The organism is Massilia forsythiae (genome assembly GCF_012849555.1).
GTDB classification, from domain to species: Bacteria; Pseudomonadota; Gammaproteobacteria; order Burkholderiales; family Burkholderiaceae_D; genus Telluria; species Telluria forsythiae.
Genome location: NZ_CP051685.1, coordinates 3,056,620 through 3,074,781 on the forward strand (window position 1 = coordinate 3,056,620; position 18,162 = coordinate 3,074,781).

Annotated in this window: 18 protein-coding genes and 1 pseudogene; 16 read left to right on the forward strand and 3 right to left on the reverse strand. The window is 64.7% G+C overall.

Features of this window, described 5'->3' with window-relative positions; translation table 11 throughout:
- Positions 1–24: 24 nt before the first annotated feature.
- From HH212_RS13090 to HH212_RS13115, 6 genes and pseudogenes are all read left to right on the forward strand, one after another.
- A complete protein-coding gene (locus HH212_RS13090) occupies positions 25–480 on the forward strand; it encodes an FKBP-type peptidyl-prolyl cis-trans isomerase (RefSeq protein ID WP_170202872.1) in 456 nt (151 codons plus the stop codon).
- Between the two features lie 30 nt (positions 481–510).
- Positions 511–1,454: pseudogene (ispH, locus tag HH212_RS13095) on the forward strand (4-hydroxy-3-methylbut-2-enyl diphosphate reductase).
- A 430-nt stretch (positions 1,455–1,884) separates the two neighbouring features.
- The gene (locus HH212_RS13100) at positions 1,885–2,814 is read left to right on the forward strand and encodes a branched-chain amino acid ABC transporter permease (protein WP_170202873.1); all 930 of its coding nucleotides are present in this window, start codon (positions 1,885–1,887) and stop codon (positions 2,812–2,814) included.
- A gap of 15 nt (positions 2,815–2,829) precedes the next feature.
- Entirely contained in the window at positions 2,830–4,044 is a 1,215-nt protein-coding gene (locus HH212_RS13105; RefSeq protein ID WP_170202874.1) for an ABC transporter permease subunit, read from the forward strand.
- Positions 4,045–4,063: 19 nt separating this feature from the next.
- Entirely contained in the window at positions 4,064–4,831 is a 768-nt protein-coding gene (locus tag HH212_RS13110; RefSeq protein WP_170202875.1) for an ABC transporter ATP-binding protein, read from the forward strand.
- Positions 4,831–5,553: an ABC transporter ATP-binding protein gene (locus tag HH212_RS13115; RefSeq protein ID WP_170202876.1), complete on the forward strand. Its 723-nt coding sequence runs from the start codon at positions 4,831–4,833 to the stop codon at positions 5,551–5,553. Before HH212_RS13110 ends, HH212_RS13115 begins: the two co-directional genes overlap by 1 nt.
- Before the next feature lie 101 nt (positions 5,554–5,654).
- On the opposite strand, the gene phaP is transcribed toward HH212_RS13115, so the two are convergent.
- A complete protein-coding gene (phaP, locus tag HH212_RS13120) occupies positions 5,655–6,218 on the reverse strand; it encodes a TIGR01841 family phasin (RefSeq protein ID WP_170202877.1) in 564 nt (187 codons plus the stop codon).
- A gap of 391 nt (positions 6,219–6,609) precedes the next feature.
- Here phaP and HH212_RS13125 point away from each other — a divergent pair, with 391 nt between their 5' ends.
- The 3 genes from HH212_RS13125 to pbpG all read left to right on the forward strand — a co-directional run bounded on the left by HH212_RS13125 (position 6,610) and on the right by pbpG (position 9,581).
- Positions 6,610–7,539, forward strand: a complete 930-nt coding sequence (locus tag HH212_RS13125) for a DMT family transporter (RefSeq protein ID WP_502572567.1) — start codon at positions 6,610–6,612, stop codon at positions 7,537–7,539.
- A 19-nt stretch (positions 7,540–7,558) separates the two neighbouring features.
- Positions 7,559–8,254: a nitroreductase gene (locus HH212_RS13130; RefSeq protein WP_170202878.1), complete on the forward strand. Its 696-nt coding sequence runs from the start codon at positions 7,559–7,561 to the stop codon at positions 8,252–8,254.
- 211 nt (positions 8,255–8,465) lie between these two features.
- On the forward strand, positions 8,466–9,581 hold the full coding sequence (pbpG, locus tag HH212_RS13135) for a D-alanyl-D-alanine endopeptidase (protein ID WP_170202879.1): 1,116 nt from the start codon (positions 8,466–8,468) through the stop codon (positions 9,579–9,581).
- Between the two features lie 329 nt (positions 9,582–9,910).
- On the opposite strand, the gene HH212_RS13140 is transcribed toward pbpG, so the two are convergent.
- Positions 9,911–10,696: an IclR family transcriptional regulator gene (locus tag HH212_RS13140; RefSeq protein ID WP_170202880.1), complete on the reverse strand. Its 786-nt coding sequence runs from the start codon at positions 10,694–10,696 to the stop codon at positions 9,911–9,913.
- 153 nt (positions 10,697–10,849) lie between these two features.
- Between HH212_RS13140 and HH212_RS13145 the strand changes: the two genes are divergently transcribed.
- From HH212_RS13145 to HH212_RS13175, 7 genes are all read left to right on the forward strand, one after another.
- Positions 10,850–11,236 (forward strand): diacylglycerol kinase, encoded by a 387-nt coding sequence (locus tag HH212_RS13145; protein ID WP_170202881.1) that lies wholly within the window; start codon positions 10,850–10,852, stop codon positions 11,234–11,236.
- A gap of 36 nt (positions 11,237–11,272) precedes the next feature.
- Complete coding sequence (locus HH212_RS13150) at positions 11,273–11,911, forward strand: peroxiredoxin (protein ID WP_170202882.1); 639 nt, start codon at positions 11,273–11,275, stop codon at positions 11,909–11,911.
- A gap of 126 nt (positions 11,912–12,037) precedes the next feature.
- Positions 12,038–12,811, forward strand: coding sequence for a sulfite exporter TauE/SafE family protein (locus HH212_RS13155; protein WP_170202883.1), 774 nt, complete (start codon positions 12,038–12,040; stop codon positions 12,809–12,811).
- A gap of 163 nt (positions 12,812–12,974) precedes the next feature.
- Entirely contained in the window at positions 12,975–13,820 is an 846-nt protein-coding gene (cysT, locus tag HH212_RS13160; RefSeq protein ID WP_170202884.1) for a sulfate ABC transporter permease subunit CysT, read from the forward strand.
- The gene (gene cysW / locus HH212_RS13165) at positions 13,821–14,774 is read left to right on the forward strand and encodes a sulfate ABC transporter permease subunit CysW (protein WP_170202885.1); all 954 of its coding nucleotides are present in this window, start codon (positions 13,821–13,823) and stop codon (positions 14,772–14,774) included.
- The gene (locus HH212_RS13170) at positions 14,775–15,878 is read left to right on the forward strand and encodes a sulfate/molybdate ABC transporter ATP-binding protein (protein WP_170202886.1); all 1,104 of its coding nucleotides are present in this window, start codon (positions 14,775–14,777) and stop codon (positions 15,876–15,878) included.
- The gene (locus HH212_RS13175; RefSeq protein WP_170202887.1) at positions 15,875–16,804 is read left to right on the forward strand and encodes a CysB family HTH-type transcriptional regulator; all 930 of its coding nucleotides are present in this window, start codon (positions 15,875–15,877) and stop codon (positions 16,802–16,804) included. The genes HH212_RS13170 and HH212_RS13175 overlap by 4 nt, the downstream gene beginning before the upstream one ends.
- 189 nt (positions 16,805–16,993) lie before the next feature.
- On the opposite strand, the gene HH212_RS13180 is transcribed toward HH212_RS13175, so the two are convergent.
- Positions 16,994–18,040 (reverse strand): aldo/keto reductase, encoded by a 1,047-nt coding sequence (locus HH212_RS13180; RefSeq protein ID WP_170202888.1) that lies wholly within the window; start codon positions 18,038–18,040, stop codon positions 16,994–16,996.
- Between the last annotated feature and the right edge of the window lie 122 nt (positions 18,041–18,162).

The following is an 18,162-nucleotide window of genomic DNA, read 5'->3' on the forward strand; positions in this document are numbered from 1 at the left end:
TTTGCCCGCCATCCGACCATTGCAATGTCTTCCAACACGCTTCCCGTCGTCACCGAATCGGCTTACCTGACCCTGCATTACCGCCTCTCCAGCGCCGACGGCACCGATATCGTCACGACCTTCGGCGGTACGCCGGCCACGCTGATGCTGGGCCAGGGCCAGCTCGCGCCCTTCCTCGAACAGCGGCTGTTGGGCCTGGAAGAAGGTGCGCAAGCCAGGTTTGAGCTGAGTCCGGCAGAAGGGTTCGGTGAACGTAATCCGGAGTTGATCCAAGCCGTATCGAAAAAGACGCTGGACGAGAATTCGGAACTGGACGCCAATTACCAGGTCGGCGACCTGGTCGACTTCGCCGCGCCCGGCGGTGGCCGCTTTGCCGGCGTGCTGCGCGAACTGCGCGACGATGCCGCCGTCTTCGACTTCAACCACCCGCTGGCCGGCCAGCCGTTGACGTTCGAAGTGCAATTGATTTCCGTGTTATAAGACACTGTCACCGACACATACCATTTATTTATGGAAAACGAGATTCTGTTGGCCCAGCCGCGCGGCTTTTGCGCCGGCGTCGACCGCGCGATCGAGATCGTCGAGCGTGCCCTGCAGCAGTTCGGCGCGCCGATCTACGTGCGCCACGAGATCGTGCACAACGCCTACGTCGTCAACGATTTGCGCGGCAAGGGCGCGATCTTCATCGAAGACCTCGATGACGTCCCCCCGGCAACACGCTGGTGTTCTCGGCGCACGGCGTCTCCAAGGCGGTGCGCGAGGAAGCCGAGTCGCGCGGCCTGAAGGTGTTCGACGCCACCTGCCCGCTGGTCACCAAGGTCCACGTCGAAGTCGGCAAGATGCGCAAGCAGGGCGCCGAGATCATCATGATCGGCCATGCCGGCCACCCGGAAGTCGAGGGCACCATGGGCCAGGCCGAAGAGGGCATGCACCTGGTCGAGACGGTCGAGGACGTGCGCGCGCTGCAGGTCGCCAATCCGGATTCGCTGGCCTACGTGTCGCAGACCACGCTGTCGGTGGACGACACCCTGGAAATCATCGCCGCGCTGAAGGAGCGTTTTCCGAACATCATCGAGCCGAAGAAGGGCGACATCTGCTACGCCACCACCAACCGCCAGGAAGCCGTGAAGTTCATGGCGCCGCAGGTCGAGGTGGTGATCGTGGTCGGGAGCCCGAACAGCTCCAACTCGAACCGCCTGCGCGAAGTGGCCGACAAGATGGGCACGCCTGCCTACATGGTCGACAACGCCGAGCGCATCGACCCGGCCTGGATCGAGGGCAAGAAGCGCATCGGCGTGACCGCCGGGGCATCGGCGCCGGAAGTGCTGGTGCAGGCGGTGATCGACCGGCTCAAGGCACTGGGCGCGGCCAGCGTGCGGGCGCTCGAGGGTGTCGAGGAGAACGTGACCTTCCCGCTGCCGAAGGGGCTGGATGGAAACAAGGCGGCTGCCTGAAGCTGCATGGTTCATATCGGCTGCGAAGGTATCCTCAACAACGATACGTCGTCCCCGGCAAGGCCGGGGACGACGTGCTGGCGTCATTAGGCATCATGTACGCCGCGTATGCCCGCGCATCGTCCAGGTGCACCGACGCCAGTTGCCGGGGCGTCGAATGATGCGCTTGCTTCATGCCGGCGCATCCATTCTCCGCCAGTCACTCCCGGCGAAACAATATTTATCTACGCGCCAATTTCCGATGTTAGTTTTTCTAAAACATCGCTATGATGATGGCGCTCGGAATAGGCGCCGGCGTTGCAGGCACAGGTACTGCAGCATTGGCGCGTGACAGGTTGCCTTGCGGGCGACGAACAATATTACGTCAGACAAGAGCGGCACCTCGGCATCGTCCGGGTGCCGTTTTTGTTAATGGGAAGGGGCGGTAAGCATGGAAACTTTTGTCCAACAGATCCTCAATGGTCTGGTGCTGGGCAGTATGTATGCGCTGGTGGCGCTCGGCTACACAATGGTGTACGGCGTGCTCAACCTGATCAACTTCGCCCACGGCGACGTGCTGATGATCGGCGCCATGGTCGGCCTGTCGATCCTGAAACTGCTCGACAGCACCTTTCCCGGCCTGCCCGACGGCGTGCAGCTGGCCATCGCCATCGTCGGCGCGATCCCGGTGGCGATGCTGGTCAACGTGCTGATCGAGCGCGTCGCCTACCGCCGCCTGCGCAACGCGCCGCGCCTGGCGCCGTTGATCACGGCGATCGGCGTGTCGATCCTGCTGCAGACCTTCGCCATGATGATCTGGGGCCGCAGCCCGCTGCCGTTCCCGCAACTGCTGTCGTCGGAACCGATCCTGGTCGGCGGCGCCGTCATTTCGCAGACGCAGGTGCTGCTGCTGGTGCTGGCGGCGCTGGCCATGCTGGCCCTGGTGTTCCTGGTTGAAAAGACGCGCATGGGACGCGCCATGCGCGCCGTCGCCGAAAATCCGCGCGTGGCCGGGTTGATGGGGGTCGATTCGAATCGCGTGATCGTCGCCACCTTCGCCATCGGCGCGGCGCTGGCGGCGGTGGCCGGCGTGATGTGGGGCGCCAACTATGCCTCGATCCAGTTCGCCATGGGCACGGTGCCGGGCATGAAGGCATTCTCGGCCGCGGTGCTCGGCGGCATCGGCAATATCTACGGCGCCATGATCGGCGGTATCGTCCTCGGCATCATCGAAAGCCTGGGCGCCGGCTACATCGGCGACCTGACCGGCGGCTTCCTCGGCAGCCATTACCAGGACATCTTCGCCTTCGTGGTGCTGATCCTGGTCCTGACCGTGCGTCCGTCCGGCATCATGGGCGAACGCGTGGCCGACCGCGCCTGAGCGAAAGGAACGACTATGGCTCTCATCACCTTCGACACCGCGCACAAGCCGCGCCAGGCCTATGCCAACATGGCGCTGCTGCTGGCGGTCATGCTGGCGTTCCCGTTCGTGGCGGCCCAGTTCGGCAATTCCTGGGTGCGCATCCTCGACATGGCGCTGCTGTACATCATGCTGGCGCTGGGCTTGAACATCGTGGTCGGCTTTGCCGGCCTGCTCGACCTGGGCTACATCGCCTTCTTCGCGGTCGGGGCCTATCTCACCGGCCTGCTGGCCTCGCCGCAGTTCGCGGCGCTGCTGGAGTCGCTGATCAATTACCACCCGGAAGTCAGCGACACCGTGGTGCGCCTGTTCGGCGAGGAAGTGCGCACCAATGGCATCCATCTGTCGGTGTGGGCGATCGTGCCGCTGGCGGGACTCACGGCGGCGCTGTTCGGCGCGCTGCTGGGCGCGCCGACGCTGAAGCTGCGCGGCGACTACCTGGCCATCGTGACGCTCGGCTTCGGCGAGATCATCCGCATCTTCATGAACAACCTGAACGATCCGATCAATTTCACCAACGGTCCGCAGGGCATCAACCTGATCGATCCGATCCGCATCTTCGGCGTGTCGCTGGCGGGCGAGGCCGGTTCGCGCGCCACCGTGTTCGTCGGCGGCTTCGGGATGCCATCGGTCAACGCGTACTACTTCCTGTTCCTGGCGCTGTGCATCGTCACCATCTTCATGACCGGGCGCCTGCAGCATTCGCGCCTGGGCCGCGCCTGGGTGGCGATCCGCGAAGACGAGATCGCGGCAAAGGCGATGGGCATCAATACCCGCAACGTCAAATTGCTGGCGTTCTCGATGGGCGCGTCGTTCGGCGGCGTGGCCGGCGCCATGTTCGCCGCCTTCCAGGGTTTCGTTTCTCCGGAATCGTTCTCGCTGACCGAGTCGATTTCGGTACTGGCGATGGTGGTGCTGGGCGGCATCGGTCACATCCCGGGCGTGGTGCTGGGCGGCGTGCTGCTGGCGGCGCTGCCCGAAGTGCTGCGCCACGTGGTCGAACCGGCACAGCAGGCGCTGTTCGGCAAGGTGCTGATCGAGGCCGAGGTGCTGCGCCAGCTGCTGTACGGCCTGGCCATGGTCTTGATCATGCTGAACCGGCCGGCCGGCTTGTGGCCGTCGCCGGTGAAGGAAGACCGTCCGGTCGCCGCTACCGACATGGAAGAAAAGGAAGAGGGCGCGCCAGCCTGAGCGCGCCAGGGATCACACCATGAACGACATCCTCCTCAACATTTCCGGCGTAAATAAACGCTTCGGCGGCCTGCAGGCGCTGACCGACGTCGGCATCAAGATCGCCAAAGGCCAAGTCTATGGCCTGATCGGTCCCAACGGCGCCGGCAAGACCACCTTCTTCAACGTGATCACCGGGCTGTACCAGCCGGACACCGGCAGCTTCGAACTGGACGGCAAGCCATACTCACCGTCGGCACCGCACGCGGTGGCCAGGGCCGGCATCGCGCGCACCTTCCAGAACATCCGCCTGTTCGGCGAGATGACGGCGCTGGAAAACGTGATGGTCGGGCGCCACGTGCGCACCCGGCAAGGCGTGTTCGGCGCCATCTTCCGCCATCGCGCCGCGCGTGTGGAAGAAGCGGCGATCCGCGCGCGCGCGCAGGAATTGCTCGATTTCGTCGGTATCGGCCAGTTTGCCAACCGCACCGCGCGCTTCCTGTCCTATGGCGACCAGCGCCGGCTGGAGATCGCGCGCGCACTGGCGACCGAGCCGAAGCTGCTGGCGCTGGACGAACCGGCGGCCGGCATGAATGCCACCGAAAAACTGGCGCTGCGCGAACTGCTGGTGAAGATCCGCAACGAGGGCCGTACGGTGCTGCTGATCGAGCACGACGTGAAGCTGATGATGGGCTTGTGCGACCGCATTTCGGTGCTCGAATATGGGAAATTGATCGCGGAGGGGCTGCCGGCCGAGATCCAGAAGAACCAGGCCGTGATCGAGGCCTACCTGGGAGGCGCGCACTGATGAGCGACAACATCCTGAAAATCGACGGCCTGCAGGTGGCCTACGGCGGCATCAAGGCGGTGAAAGGCATCGACCTGGAAGTCAACCGCGGCGAATTGGTCACCCTGATCGGCGCCAACGGCGCCGGCAAGACGACCACGCTGAAGGCCATTACCGGCACGCTGCCGCCTTGCAAGGTGGCGGGCACGATCAGCTACCAGGGGCAGCCGCTCGCCAGCAACAAGTCGTTCAAGCTGGTGCAGCAGAAGCTGGCCATGGTGCCGGAAGGGCGCGGCGTGTTCACGCGCATGACGATCCACGAAAACCTGTTGATGGGCGCCTATACGCGCAACGACAAGGCCGGCATCGAGGCGGATATCGATGGGTGGTACGCCGTGTTTCCGCGCCTGAAAGAGCGCTCCGCGCAGCTGGCCGGCACGCTGTCGGGCGGCGAGCAGCAGATGCTGGCGATGGCGCGCGCACTGATGTGCCATCCGACGCTGCTGCTGCTGGACGAGCCGTCGATGGGCTTGGCGCCGATCATGGTGGAAAAGATCTTCGAGGTGATCCGCGACGTGTCGCAGCGCGGCATCACGGTGCTGCTGGTGGAGCAGAATGCGCGCCTGGCGCTGCAGGCGGCGCACCGCGCCTATGTGATGGAATCGGGGCTGATCACGATGAGCGGCGACGCCCGCGCGATGCTGGACGATCCGCGGGTGCAGGCGGCCTATCTGGGCGAGTGATCGACGACCAAATACAACGGCCCGGAACGCGTGAGCGGTCCGGGCCGTTTTACCATCCGGCAGCCGGCAACGAGGCGTTGCCGGCGCAGTCAGGCGACGACTCAGGCAGCGGCAGCCACGCCGGCCTTGCCGGCGGCCTGGGTGAATTGCGACACGGCCGCGTTCACGTTGTTTTCCACGGCTTCACGCGCTTGCTTGGCGGTCTTGCTGAACTGCTCGTAGCCGGCGTTGGCGTTGCTGATGGCGGTCTTGATGGCCGACACGTAGGTTTCCGAACCGGCCGGGGCGTTGCGGGTCACTTCGTCGACCAGCGAGATCACCTTGCGGTTGACTTCGGCGATCTGGCTTTCCGCGGCTTTCGAGAACTCGGCGCCGGTGTCGGCGGCGATCGAGGCCACCTGGCGGCCGTACGACAGGGCCTTTTCGGCGCTCGGCTGGGCCTGGGCTGCCGACAGCGACAGGAATTCCTGGGCATCCTTGGCGGCCAGCAGCTGGCGTGCGGTTGCCGACGAGTTTTCGAGGGCGGCCTTGGTGGTGCTGATGTTCAGCTCGACCAGCTTTTCGACACCCTCGAACGTCTTCGACGTCAGGGCCGAGAACAGGGCGAATTGGGATTCGAGGTTGGCTTTGGTCGCGTTCGAAAACTGCTCAGGGAATGCAAACATGTAATTCTCCAGAAATGGAACGTTGATTGGAACGTTTAAAGGACACGTCACTCCGAAGAAGCGTGACCTCGAGGATGTGTTGCCTTGGACTGGTGCAGCTGGAATATTTTTTGAGACGATTGTGCGTCGCAACAAAAGTCATTTTTACTGTTTTTGGATTATGCGTCAAGCAGTTTTGATGCGTCGCACAATAAGGTAACGATATCTTGAAATATATCAATATAAGCAATCGTTTTTCCGATTTTTGATTTGTTCAGATACAACAGGGCAGCCGGCATGTCGTGGGAAAAGCCGTCGCACCGCCGCAATGCCGTGCCCATGCTAGACTTGCCGTTCTGGTTTTTCGTGCCGATTTTGCATGGTGCGGCGCGTTTTCCGACTTCTCTCTTTCATGATGCCCGACAGTTCCGCCGCCCCGTCCCGGTCCGCTGCACCGCGTCCTTTGCGGCCGCAATCGCATTGGCTGGCGCCGGTGCCGCTGTTCTTCGTGTTCCTGTGGAGTACCGGGTTCATCGCCGCCAAGTACGGCTTGCCGTATGCGCCGCCCTTGAGCTTCCTGATCCTGCGCTGCCTGGGCGCCATCCTGGTCCTGCTGCCGGTGGTGCTGGCCACGCGCGCCGCCTGGCCGCATGGACGCGTGGGGCACGTGGCGATCGCCGGGCTGCTGCTGCAGGCCGGCTACCTGGGCGGCGTCTGGAGCGCCATCAAGATCGGCATGCCGGCCGGGCTGTCGGCGCTGATCGTCGGCATGCAGCCGATCCTGACCGCCTTCGCGGCGCCGCTGGTGGGCGAGCGCGTCACGCCGCGCCAGTGGATCGGCCTGCTGCTCGGACTGGGCGGGGTGGCGCTGGTGGTGGCCGCCAGGATCAGCCTGAGCGCCCTGGCGCCGGCCGCGGTGGCGCTGTGCGTGCTGGCGCTGCTGTCGATCACCGCCGGCACGCTGTACCAGAAGCGCTTCTGCCCCCGGTTCGACCCGCGCACCGGCGCCGTGATCCAGTACGCCGCGAGCGCGCTGGCGCTGCTGCCGTTCGCGGTCGCCAGCGAAGGGTTCGGCCCCGGCCTGGATGCCGTGCGCTGGACGCCGCAATTCGTCGGGGCGCTGCTGTGGGCGATCCTGGCGCTGTCGATCGGCGCGATCTTCCTGTTGTTCAGGCTGATCAGCCGCAACGACGCTACCAAGGTCACCAGCCTGCTGTACCTGACGCCGCCGACCACGGCGCTGATGGCCTGGCTGGTCTTCGGCGAATCGCTGAGCCCGGCCGGCCTGCTGGGGATGGCGCTGGCGGTGCTGGGCGTGGCTTTCGTCGTCAGGAAAGCATGAAAACGTTCACGGAGAACCCATGATCGACAACCAGCAACAGCAAGCCGTGGATGCGGCCATCACGTCGCGCCGCTCGATCCGCGCCTACCTGCCGACGCCGGTGGCGCGCGCGGACCTGGAAGCCATCCTGGAGGTGGCGGCACGCGCCCCGTCCGGCACCAACACCCAGCCGTGGAAGGTGTACGTGCTGCAGGGCGATGCCAAGGCGCGCCTGAGCGCGGCGATCCTGGCCGCCTACGCCGACCCGCAGCGGGCTGCCGAGCACGTCGAGGAATACGCCTACTATCCGCGCGCATGGATATCGCCGTTCATCGACCGGCGCCGCAAGGTCGGCTGGGACCTGTATGCGCTGCTCGGCTTGACCCGCGATGACAAGGCCGGGATGGCGGCCCAGCACGGGCGCAACTACCGCTTCTTCGATGCGCCGGTGGGGCTGGTGTTCACCATCGACCGCGTGCTGGAGCAGGGCTCCTGGCTCGACTATGGCATGTTCTTGCAAAACATCATGGTGGCGGCGCGCGGGCGCGGTCTGGATACCTGCCCGCAGGCCGCCTTCACCCAGTTCCACCGCATCATCGCCGCGCAGCTGGCCTTGCCTGCCAACGAGATGGTGGTGTGCGGCATGGCGCTCGGCCACGCCGACCCCGGCAAGGTCGAGAACACGCTGCTGACCGAACGCGAACCCTTGTCATCCTTCGTCCGTTTCGTCGAATAGCCTCGCCGGTTCGGCGCTATACTCGAGTTGCCGCCTACCGCGAAGAACCGGCGCGGACGGCAGCCGCGGCGCTCGCAAGCTGTTGAAATACCAAGAGAAATCTACAACGCTTTACATATTGCGCTGTAGAAAAAATCGGGAGCGGGTGGTACAGTCGTCCATGCCGTCCCGTTTTGCTGGATCGCATCCCGTTCGCGTTCAAGGAATCAAGATGCTCAAGCTCGCATTGACCGCCGCCATTTCGATGATGCTGGTGTTCGAACCCGTTGCCGCCGAGGCCAAATCAAAGGGCCGGACAGCGGTGGTCAAGCGGATCAAGGTCAAGAAGCACGAGCCGGCGAAACTGGTCGCCTCCGACAACCGCCAGCGCCTGGTGCGCCGCGTGATCAAGGTGCGCGGCAAGCGCAAGGTCGTCTACGAGCAAGTACGTCGCGCGGCGCCGGCCCTCGCGATCCTGAGCGCGGGCGACCTGGCCGGCCTGAACCTCACCCACGATCCGCTCGCCCTGCGTTCCAGCGTCGCCTATGTGCTGGACCAGGACAGTTCGGAAGTCCTGTTCGAAAAAAATTCCAGCGTGGCGCTGCCGATCGCCTCGATCACCAAGCTGATGACGGGCTTCGTGGTGGTGCAGGCGCACCAGAACCTGGACGAAATCCTGACCGTCACGGAAGACGATGTCGACCACCACAAGTTCACCAGTTCGCGCCTGCAGGTCGGCACCCGCATGACGCGCGGAGACCTGCTGCACATCGCCTTGATGAGCTCGGAAAACCGCGCCGCCGCCGCGCTGGGCAGGAATTATCCGGGCGGTATCAATGCCTTCGTCGCGGCGATGAACGCCAAGGCGCGCGAACTGAGCATGAACAATACCCATTACGTGGATTCGAGCGGGCTGTCGAGCCAGAACGTGTCGAGCGCGCGCGACCTGGCCAAGCTGGTATCGATGGCGCACCACGAACCGCTGCTGCGCCAGTACACGACCGACCCGAACTACGTGGTCGAAGCCGGCGGCCGTGCGCTGCGCTATTCGAACACCAATTACCTGGTGGCCATGCCGGACTGGAACATCGGCTTGCAAAAGACCGGATTCATCAACGAAGCCGGGCGCTGCCTGGTGATGCAGGCCATGATCCAGGGCCGCAACGTGGTGATGGTGTTCCTCGACTCGAAAGGCAAGCAGTCGCGCACCGCCGACGCCGGCCGCATGCGGCGCTGGCTGGAAGCCATCAAGCCGCCGGTCATCCCGGCAGCGGCGGCCGCCGGGGTGCCGGTAACGGTATCGGCAGGGGCGGGCGTGGGTGTCGGGGCGGCGCCGCTGGTGCAATAAGCCGCAGAGGCGAGGCAACAGGAACGGAATGACCGTTGCCGATCCTCGTTATCTTTCTCAGCGTTAGCTTGGTGGCGTCGTCCCCGCGCAGGCGGGGACCCATGCTGATTCGTCAGTACTCTCTATTTGACATGGCTGGAGAGGTTCCAGCTTGCCGAATCATGTGATGATGTATGGTCCCCGCCTTCGCGGGGAGTCGTTTCAGGCAGTGCCTGGAACGACGGTCTTTAGGCCAGCAATACTATCTTGGACGGTAGTGCACCTGCGCGGGGACGACGAGGATGCGAAGCCAGGGTTGATCGCTCGACCAGCGCTGGGGAAATTTTTCCTCACACCGCCGGCATTACCCGGTGCCCCAGCGTGGCCGAGATCTGCATCGCCGTGTTCACCAGGTCTTCCAGCCATTCTTCCTGCAGCCGGTCCGCCGGCGCCGAGATCGACAGGCCGGCCACCAGCTTGCCGCTGTCGTCGTGGATGCCGGCCGCCATGCAGCGCACGCCCAGTTCCAGTTCCTCGTTGTCGCGCGCGTAGCCGCGCGAACGCACCAGCGACAGTTCGCGCTCCAGGCGCGTCAGGTCGGTGATCGAATTCTTGTTGTGGCCGGCAAGGCCGGTGCGGGTGGCGTAGGCGCGGATCGCCTTGGCCTCGTCCACCGACAGGAACAGCTTGCCGGTCGAGGTCAGGTGCAGCGGGCCGCGGCCGCCGATGGCGCGCACCACCTGCATGCCCGAGCGCTCGGAAAAGGCGCGGTCGATGTAGACGATCTCGTCGCCTTGCCGTACCGACAGGTTGACGGTCTGCTTGGTCTTGTTATGCAGCAGGCGCATCAGGTCGACCGCCGCTTCGCGCACCGACAGCCGGCTTTTTACCACGTTGCCCAGTTCCAGCAGGCGCATGCCCAGGCGATAGGTGCCCGGCTCGACGCGGTCGACGAAGCGCGTCACCACCATGTCGTTCAAGATCCGGTGCGCGGTCGACGGATGCAGGCCGGATACCTTGGACAATTCCTTCAGGCTCACGGGGTCGGGATAGCTCGCCAGCGCATCGAGCAGGGCCGTCATGCGCTCGATCACCTGGATGGAAGTTTTCGCCGGCTCGAGGGTTTCCATTTTCATGATGTGGTTGGTGCAGTGCGGTATATTCCCTTAGTTTATACCATAATGTGAAAAAAATCGGTACCTCGCCCAGAATCGTGTTGCATAATGGCCAAGCACTGTGGGCATAATGAAGATCCTGTACAGCAGCCCGCATGACAATGCGCGACCAAGATGAATCAACCCGGCAGTGAGTTCAAGAGCAAAGGCGGCTTCAACCGCATCGCATCCGCCATCCGCTATTCGATCGATGGTTTCAAGCATGCCTGGCGCCACGAGCACGCGTTTCGCCAGGAATTGATGGTGGTGCTGCCGGCGACATTGGTGGCCTTGTTCCTCAGGATTTCGGCCTTCCAGAAGCTGGCCCTGATCGCGGTGCTTGGCCTGGTGCTGCTGGTGGAGCTGATCAATGCCGCCATCGAAGCCGTGGTCGACCGCGTCTCGCTCGAACGCCACCCGTTGTCCAAGGCCGCCAAGGACCTGGGCAGCGCGGCGGTGGCGCTGGCGATCGCGATGGCCGTGGCCACCTGGATCGTCGTCCTGTACAACCGCTTTTTCTGAAGAAACTTCGCAAACCGACTCTCAAGGAGAATGACCATGACCTTACGCCTGGGCGATACCGCACCCGATTTCGAGCAGGATTCCACCATCGGCCGCATCCGCTTCCACGAGTGGGCGGGCGATTCCTGGGTGGTGCTGTTCTCGCATCCGGCCGACTTCACGCCGGTGTGCACCACCGAACTGGGCCTGACCGCGAAACTCAAGCCGGAATTCGACAAGCGCAACGTGAAGGCGATCGCGCTGTCGGTCGATCCGGCCGAGCAGCACGCCAAGTGGATCAAGGACATCGAGGACACCCAGCAGACCGTGGTCGGCTTCCCGATCATCGCCGACGCCGACAAGAAGGTCTCGAACCTGTACGACATGATCCACCCGAACCAGTCGGCCACCGCCACCGTGCGCTCGCTGTTCGTCATCGATCCGGCCAAGAAGATCCGCCTGACCATCACCTACCCGATGAGCACCGGCCGCAACTTCGACGAAGTGCTGCGCGTGATCGACGCCCTGCAACTGACCGATGGCTATACGGTGGCCACGCCGGGCAACTGGAAGGATGGCGACGATGTCATCATCCCGCTGACCGTGCAGGATCCGGAGCAGTTGCAGCAGAAATATCCAAAAGGCTTCACCGCCGCGCGTCCGTACCTGCGCGTCACCCCGCAGCCGAACAAGTAATGCGGTATGCGGATTTTGCGTATGCGGCATGGGCGCAATAACGCTCCCCGCATAAGCAAATAAGGAAGCTGTCGTTTGTTTTACGGTTGAGGCACTTTACCCTTGGCGCCAATCTGGGGGTAAAGCATGTCCATTACGTATATCTTGTCGGGTTTCGCCGTCGGCCTGCTGGTCGGCATGACCGGCGTCGGCGGCGGCTCGCTGATGACGCCGCTGCTGACCTTGCTGTTCGGCGTCACGCCGTCGGTGGCGGTCGGCACCGACCTCGCATTCGCATCGATCACCAAGAGCGCCGGCACCGTCACCCACCGTTCGCGCGGCACCGTGCAGTGGTTCATCGTGCGCCGCCTGTGCATGGGCGCCTTGCCGGCGGCGCTGCTGGCCACCCTCGCGCTGCAGCACTTCGGTCCGCTCGACAAGGCCATTGGCCAGGTCATCCGCTATTCGATCGCCGTGTCGGTGCTGCTGACCGTGGTCGCGATCCTGTTCCGCAGCAAGATGCTGGCCTGGGTCAACGCCAGCCCCGGGCGGCAATTGCACGGCCGCGCGCTGGCTGCCGCCACCATCGCCTCCGGCGCCGTGCTGGGCACCCTGGTCACGATCTCCTCGATCGGCGCCGGCGCCATCGGCGCCACCCTGCTGGTGATGCTGTACCCGCGCCTGACGCCGGCCGAGGTGGCCGGCACCGACATCGCCTACGCGGTGCCGCTGACGGCGATCGCCGCCGTCGGCCACTGGTGGCTGGGCTCGATCAACTGGTGGCTGCTGCTGACCCTGCTGGTCGGCTCGCTGCCCGGCATCACCATCGGTTCCTGGTTCGCGCGCTCGGTGCCGGAACGCCTGCTGCGCGGCTTGCTGGCGGCGACGCTGGCGTTGGTCGCGGTCAAGCTGCTGTATTGAACGATTGTCCGGCTCGAAACGAGGCGCCTGCGGGCGCTTCATTCGTTTGCGTTTCGGTAAAGACAAAGATGTTCTATACAAATAAGTAATGCTTCGTTTGCAATATGAATAATGGGTGAGATTATTGCCCTCTTATAGAAGAAATTGTAATAAGGCGCATTTCATGAATACTCTGGTGCAATCCCGCAGCAGCGCGAACCGGGTCATTCCCGGCTTCGGGCTTTCGCTCGGGTTCACGATCTTCTACCTGGCGCTGCTGGTGCTGATCCCGCTGTCGGCCGTGTTCCTGAAAACCTTTACCATGAGCTGGGATGCGTTCTGGAGCGCGGTCACCTCGGAGCGGGTGATGGCGTCCTACCGGTTGAGCTTCGGCGCGGCGCTGCTGGCGGCGGCGATCAACGTCGTGTTCGGCGGCATCGTGGCCTGGGTGCTGGTGCGTTATTCCTTTCCCGGCAAGCGTTTCGTCGACGCCCTGGTCGACCTGCCGTTCGCGCTGCCCACCGCAGTGGCCGGCATCACGCTGACCGCCCTGTACTCGGCTAACGGCTGGATCGGCCAATACCTTGAAAAGGCCGGCATCAAGGTCGCCTTCACGCCGCTGGGCGTGGTGGTGGCCCTGACCTTCATCGGCTTGCCCTTCGTGGTACGCACGGTGCAGCCGGTGCTGGAAGATGCCGAGCGCGAGCTGGAAGAGGCCGCCGCCAGCCTGGGCGCCAGCCCGTGGCAGACCTTCATCCGCGTGATCCTGCCGGGCATCGTGCCGGCGCTGCTGACCGGCTTCGCGCTGGCGTTCGCGCGCGCCACCGGCGAATACGGTTCGGTCATCTTCATCGCCGGCAACATGCCGATGGTGTCCGAGATTACGCCGCTGTTCATCATCACCAAGCTGGAGCAGTACGACTATGCCGGCGCCACCGCGATCGCGGTGGTGATGCTGGTGGTCTCCTTTCTCCTGCTCCTGACCATCAACCTGCTGCAGGCCTGGGCGCGCAAGCGCGCGGGGAAATAAATGAGCGCCGTTCTCGACCACAAGGCGGGCACGCCGCGCGCCGGCAAGCCGTCCGCGCCGCCGCCCGCGGTTGCGGCCCCGGGTCCGCGCAAGGCCACCAATACCCTGGAGCCGCGCTGGGTGCGCTATACCCTGATCGCGGTGGCGCTGCTGTTCCTGACGCTGTTCCTGTTCATTCCGCTGCTGGCCGTGTTCGTGGAAGCGCTGAAGCACGGCTGGGACGCCTACAAGGCGGCGGTGCTGGACGACGATGCGCTGGCGGCGATCAAGCTGACCTTCATCGCGGCCGGCATCGCCGTCCCGCTGAACCTGGTGTTCGGCGTGGCCGCGGCCTGGGCCATCGCCAAGTTCGACTTTCCGGGAAAAAGCGTGCTGCTGACGCTGATCGATTTGCCGTTTTCGGTGTCGCCGGTGATCGCCGGCCTGATCTACGTGCTGCTGTTCGGCTCGCAGGGCTGGTTCGGACCGTGGCTGATGGACCACGACATCAAGATCCTGTTCGCGGTGCCGGGCATCGTGCTGGCCACCATCTTCGTCACTTTCCCGTTCGTGGCGCGCGAACTGATCCCGCTGATGCAGGCGCAGGGCAGCGAAGAGGAAGAGGCGGCGCTGGTGCTGGGCGCGTCCGGCTGGTCCACCTTCTTCCGCGTGACGCTCCCCAACATCAAGTGGGGCCTGCTGTACGGCGTGATCCTGTGTAACGCGCGCGCCATGGGCGAGTTCGGCGCCGTGTCGGTGGTGTCCGGCCACATCCGCGGCGAGACCAACACCATGCCGCTGCAGGTCGAGATCCTCTACAACGAATACAACTTCACGGCCGCGTTCGCGATCGCCTCGCTGCTGGCGCTGCTGGCGCTGGTCACGCTGGCCATCAAGACCTTCATCGAATGGCGCCTGCACCAGTCGCTGCGCACCACCGACGCCGGCGTGCCGGCCACCACCACGGAGCATTGAATGACGATCGAAGTCCAACACATCCGCAAGCAGTTCGGCCAGTTCACGGCCCTGGACGACGTCTCGCTGCAATTCGCCGACGGCGAGCTGACCGCGCTGCTCGGTCCCTCCGGCTGCGGCAAGACCACGCTGCTGCGCTGCATCGCCGGCCTGGAATTCCCGGATTCCGGCCGCGTGCTGCTCGACGGCGACGATGCTTCCGCGCGCCACGTGCGCGAGCGCCAGGTCGGCTTCGTGTTCCAGCACTATGCGCTGTTCAAGCACATGACCGTGTTCGAGAACGTCGCCTTCGGCCTGCGCGTCAAGAAGCGTTCCGAGCGCCCGAGCGAAGCGCAGATCCGCGACAAGGTGAAACGCCTGCTGGAGCTGGTGCAGCTGGACTGGATCGCCGACCGCTATCCACCGCAGCTGTCCGGCGGCCAGCGCCAGCGCATCGCCCTGGCGCGCGCCCTCGCCGTGGAGCCGCGCGTGCTGCTGCTGGACGAGCCGTTCGGCGCGCTCGACGCCAAGGTACGCAAGGAACTGCGGCGCTGGCTGCGCCAGCTGCACGACGAACTGCACGTGACCTCGATCTTCGTCACCCACGACCAGGAAGAGGCGCTCGAAGTGGCCGACCAGGTGGTCCTGATGAACAAGGGCCGGGTCGAGCAGCTCGGCACGCCGGACCAGGTGTACAACCAGCCGGCCTCGCCCTTCGTGTACGGCTTCCTCGGCAACGTCAACCTGTTCCACGGGCGCGTGCACGACGGCGTGCTGGCCAGCGGCGACGCCACTTTTCACACACCGCAGTTTGCCGGCGTGCAGAACGGCGAGGGCATCGCCTACGTGCGACCGCACGATCTCGAGGTCGAGCGCTACGCGCCGGGCGGGGAGGGCGTGGTGGTCAAGCTGCGCCGCGCCCACGCGATCGGCCCGCTGGCCCAGCTCGACCTGGAACGCGCCGACAACGCCGACATCGTCGAGGCCGTGATTCCGAACGAACGCTACCGCGAACTCGGCTTGAAGGAAGGAGAGACGCTGCTGGTGCGGCCCAAGCGGATGCACGTGTTCGTGGGCGGGCAGGGCGATGCGCAACATCTCGTCGAGCAAGGCGGCGGCATATGAATTTCCAGCAACTGCGTTCGGTGCGCGAAGCGGCGCGCCGCAATTTCAACCTGACTGATGTCGCCAACGCGTTGTTCACCTCGCAGCCGGGCGTGTCGCGCCAGATCCGCGAACTCGAGGACGAACTCGGCGTGGTCATCTTCGAGCGCAACGGCAAGCGCCTGACCGGCCTGACCGATCCCGGCAAGGGCATATTGAAAATCATCGAGCGCCTGCTGGTCGAGGCCGAGAACCTGCAGCAGGCCAGCAGCGAATACGCCGGCCAGGACAGCGGCACACTGCGCGTGGCGGTCACCCACACCCAGGCGCGCTACGCACTGCCGCAGGTGGTGCAAGCCTTCCGCACGGCGTTCCCGGGCGTGCGCATCGCCCTGCAGCAGAGCGCGCCGGAACACATCGCCGAATGGGTGCTGTCCGGCCGCGCCGACATCGGCATCGCCACCGAGGGACTGAGTGCCTTCCCCGACCTGGTGTCGTTCCCGTGCTATCGATGGAGCCACCTGGTGGTGGTGCCGGACGGCCATCCGCTGCTGGGGCAATCGCCGATCAAGCTGGCCGATCTGGCCGAGTATCCCTTGATCACCTACGACGTCGGCTTCACCGGCCGCAGCCACATCGACGCCGCCTTCGCCGCCGCCAATGTCAGCCCGGACATCGTGCTGACGGCGATGGATTCGGACGTCATCAAGCAGTATGTGTCGCTCGGGATGGGCGTCGGCATCGTGGCCTCGATGGCCTTCGACCACGGACGCGACCGCGGCCTGCGCGCGATCGAGTCCTCGCACCTGTTCGCGCCCAACGTGACGCGCCTGGCGGTGCGCCGCGGCGCCTACCTGCGCGCGTATGCGTATGATTTCATCGAGCGCTTCGCGCAGGGGTTTACCAAGGCGGATATCGAGAAGGCGCTACGTCCGGTGGCGGAGTAGGGTGGGCAGATCGTCAGGATGACGTACCAATAATCGTCAGCTCATGTACGTCGTCCCCGCGCAGGCGGGGACCCAAGCTGGCGGTGACAAAGTCGAGATGCTTGCATAGCGACTTCGATTACTCAGCATGGATCCCCGCCTGCGCGGGGACGACGGTTTGAGGTTATCGCTCGAAGTTATCGCGTCGATTTATTGGCCTGGATTCGTATACCGCGCATGAATCGCATCGATCCCCGCCACCACGGCGTCCGGCAGCGTCACCTGCTCCGCATCGATGTTTTCCTTCAACTGCGCCAGGCTGGTCGCCCCGATGATGGTCGAGGCCACGAACCAGCGCGAATAACACCAGGCCAGCGCCATCTGCGCAGGCGTCAAACCGTTGGCGCGCGCCAGCGCCGCGTATTCGCGGGTGGCGTCCAGCACCGCCGGGCGCAGGTAACGCGGGCTCCAGGTCGGCGGATAGATCGTGAGGCGGCCGTGCGCCTTCGGGTCGTCGATGTACTTGGCGGACAATTGGCCGAAGGCGAGCGGGCTGTAGGCCAGCAGGCTGACGCCCTCGCGGTAGCAGACCTCGTCCAGCAGCGTGGTCTCGAACGCGCGCGCGCTCAGGTTATATAAATTCTGGATGGTGGCGATGCGCGGCAAGCCCTTCGTTTCGGACTGCTTGACGTACTCGCACACGCCCCACGGGCTCTCGTTGGACACGCCGACGTGGCGGATCTTGCCTTCCTTGACCAGCTCGTCCAGCACCGCCAGGGTGTCCTCGATCGGCACGGCGGCGCGTTCCTTGGCGGGGTCGAAGCTGTTGGCGCCGAAGATCGGCACGTTGCGGCTCGGCCAGTGCAACTGGTAGAGGTCGACGTAGTCGGTCTGCAGGCGGCGTAGGCTGTCTTCCAGCGCGGCGCGGATGTTGACGGCGTCCAGGTTCTGGCGGCCGCCGCGGATCCAGGTCTGGTTCGGATTCGGGCCGGCGGCCTTGGTGGCCAGCACGATGTCGTCGCGCTTGCCGCGCTTGTGCAGCCACGTGCCGACGAAGCGCTCGGTCGTGCCTTGCGTGCCGGCCTGGGGCGGCACCGGGTACATCTCTGCGGTATCGATGAAGTTGATGCCGCGTTCGAGCGCGTAGTCGAGCTGGCTGTGGGCGTCGGCTTCGGTGTTCTGCTCGCCGAAGGTCATGGTGCCGAGGCACACGCGCGAGACGGTCAGGTCGGTCTTGCCGAGCTGGTGCTTTTTCATGGGAGTTCCTTTCGTCGCCATTCAGGCAGGGTGGACGTGGCCGGCGAGGCGGCCCGACCGCCGGCGCACGAATCGACTACGCGGTTGCGCCGTCCACGCGGCGACCGGCAATGGTGGGTTCG

Coding starts and splice junctions, on each gene's coding strand:
- HH212_RS13090 (WP_170202872.1), top strand. CDS start 25: ATGTCTTCCAACACGCTTCCCGTCGTCACCGAATCGGCTTACCTGACC.
- HH212_RS13100 (WP_170202873.1), top strand. CDS start 1,885: ATGGAAACTTTTGTCCAACAGATCCTCAATGGTCTGGTGCTGGGCAGT.
- HH212_RS13105 (WP_170202874.1), top strand. CDS start 2,830: ATGGCTCTCATCACCTTCGACACCGCGCACAAGCCGCGCCAGGCCTAT.
- HH212_RS13110 (WP_170202875.1), top strand. CDS start 4,064: ATGAACGACATCCTCCTCAACATTTCCGGCGTAAATAAACGCTTCGGC.
- HH212_RS13115 (WP_170202876.1), top strand. CDS start 4,831: ATGAGCGACAACATCCTGAAAATCGACGGCCTGCAGGTGGCCTACGGC.
- phaP (WP_170202877.1), bottom strand. CDS start 6,218: ATGTTTGCATTCCCTGAGCAGTTTTCGAACGCGACCAAAGCCAACCTC.
- HH212_RS13125 (WP_502572567.1), top strand. CDS start 6,610: ATGATGCCCGACAGTTCCGCCGCCCCGTCCCGGTCCGCTGCACCGCGT.
- HH212_RS13130 (WP_170202878.1), top strand. CDS start 7,559: ATGATCGACAACCAGCAACAGCAAGCCGTGGATGCGGCCATCACGTCG.
- pbpG (WP_170202879.1), top strand. CDS start 8,466: ATGCTCAAGCTCGCATTGACCGCCGCCATTTCGATGATGCTGGTGTTC.
- HH212_RS13140 (WP_170202880.1), bottom strand. CDS start 10,696: ATGAAAATGGAAACCCTCGAGCCGGCGAAAACTTCCATCCAGGTGATC.
- HH212_RS13145 (WP_170202881.1), top strand. CDS start 10,850: ATGAATCAACCCGGCAGTGAGTTCAAGAGCAAAGGCGGCTTCAACCGC.
- HH212_RS13150 (WP_170202882.1), top strand. CDS start 11,273: ATGACCTTACGCCTGGGCGATACCGCACCCGATTTCGAGCAGGATTCC.
- HH212_RS13155 (WP_170202883.1), top strand. CDS start 12,038: ATGTCCATTACGTATATCTTGTCGGGTTTCGCCGTCGGCCTGCTGGTC.
- cysT (WP_170202884.1), top strand. CDS start 12,975: ATGAATACTCTGGTGCAATCCCGCAGCAGCGCGAACCGGGTCATTCCC.
- cysW (WP_170202885.1), top strand. CDS start 13,821: ATGAGCGCCGTTCTCGACCACAAGGCGGGCACGCCGCGCGCCGGCAAG.
- HH212_RS13170 (WP_170202886.1), top strand. CDS start 14,775: ATGACGATCGAAGTCCAACACATCCGCAAGCAGTTCGGCCAGTTCACG.
- HH212_RS13175 (WP_170202887.1), top strand. CDS start 15,875: ATGAATTTCCAGCAACTGCGTTCGGTGCGCGAAGCGGCGCGCCGCAAT.
- HH212_RS13180 (WP_170202888.1), bottom strand. CDS start 18,040: ATGAAAAAGCACCAGCTCGGCAAGACCGACCTGACCGTCTCGCGCGTG.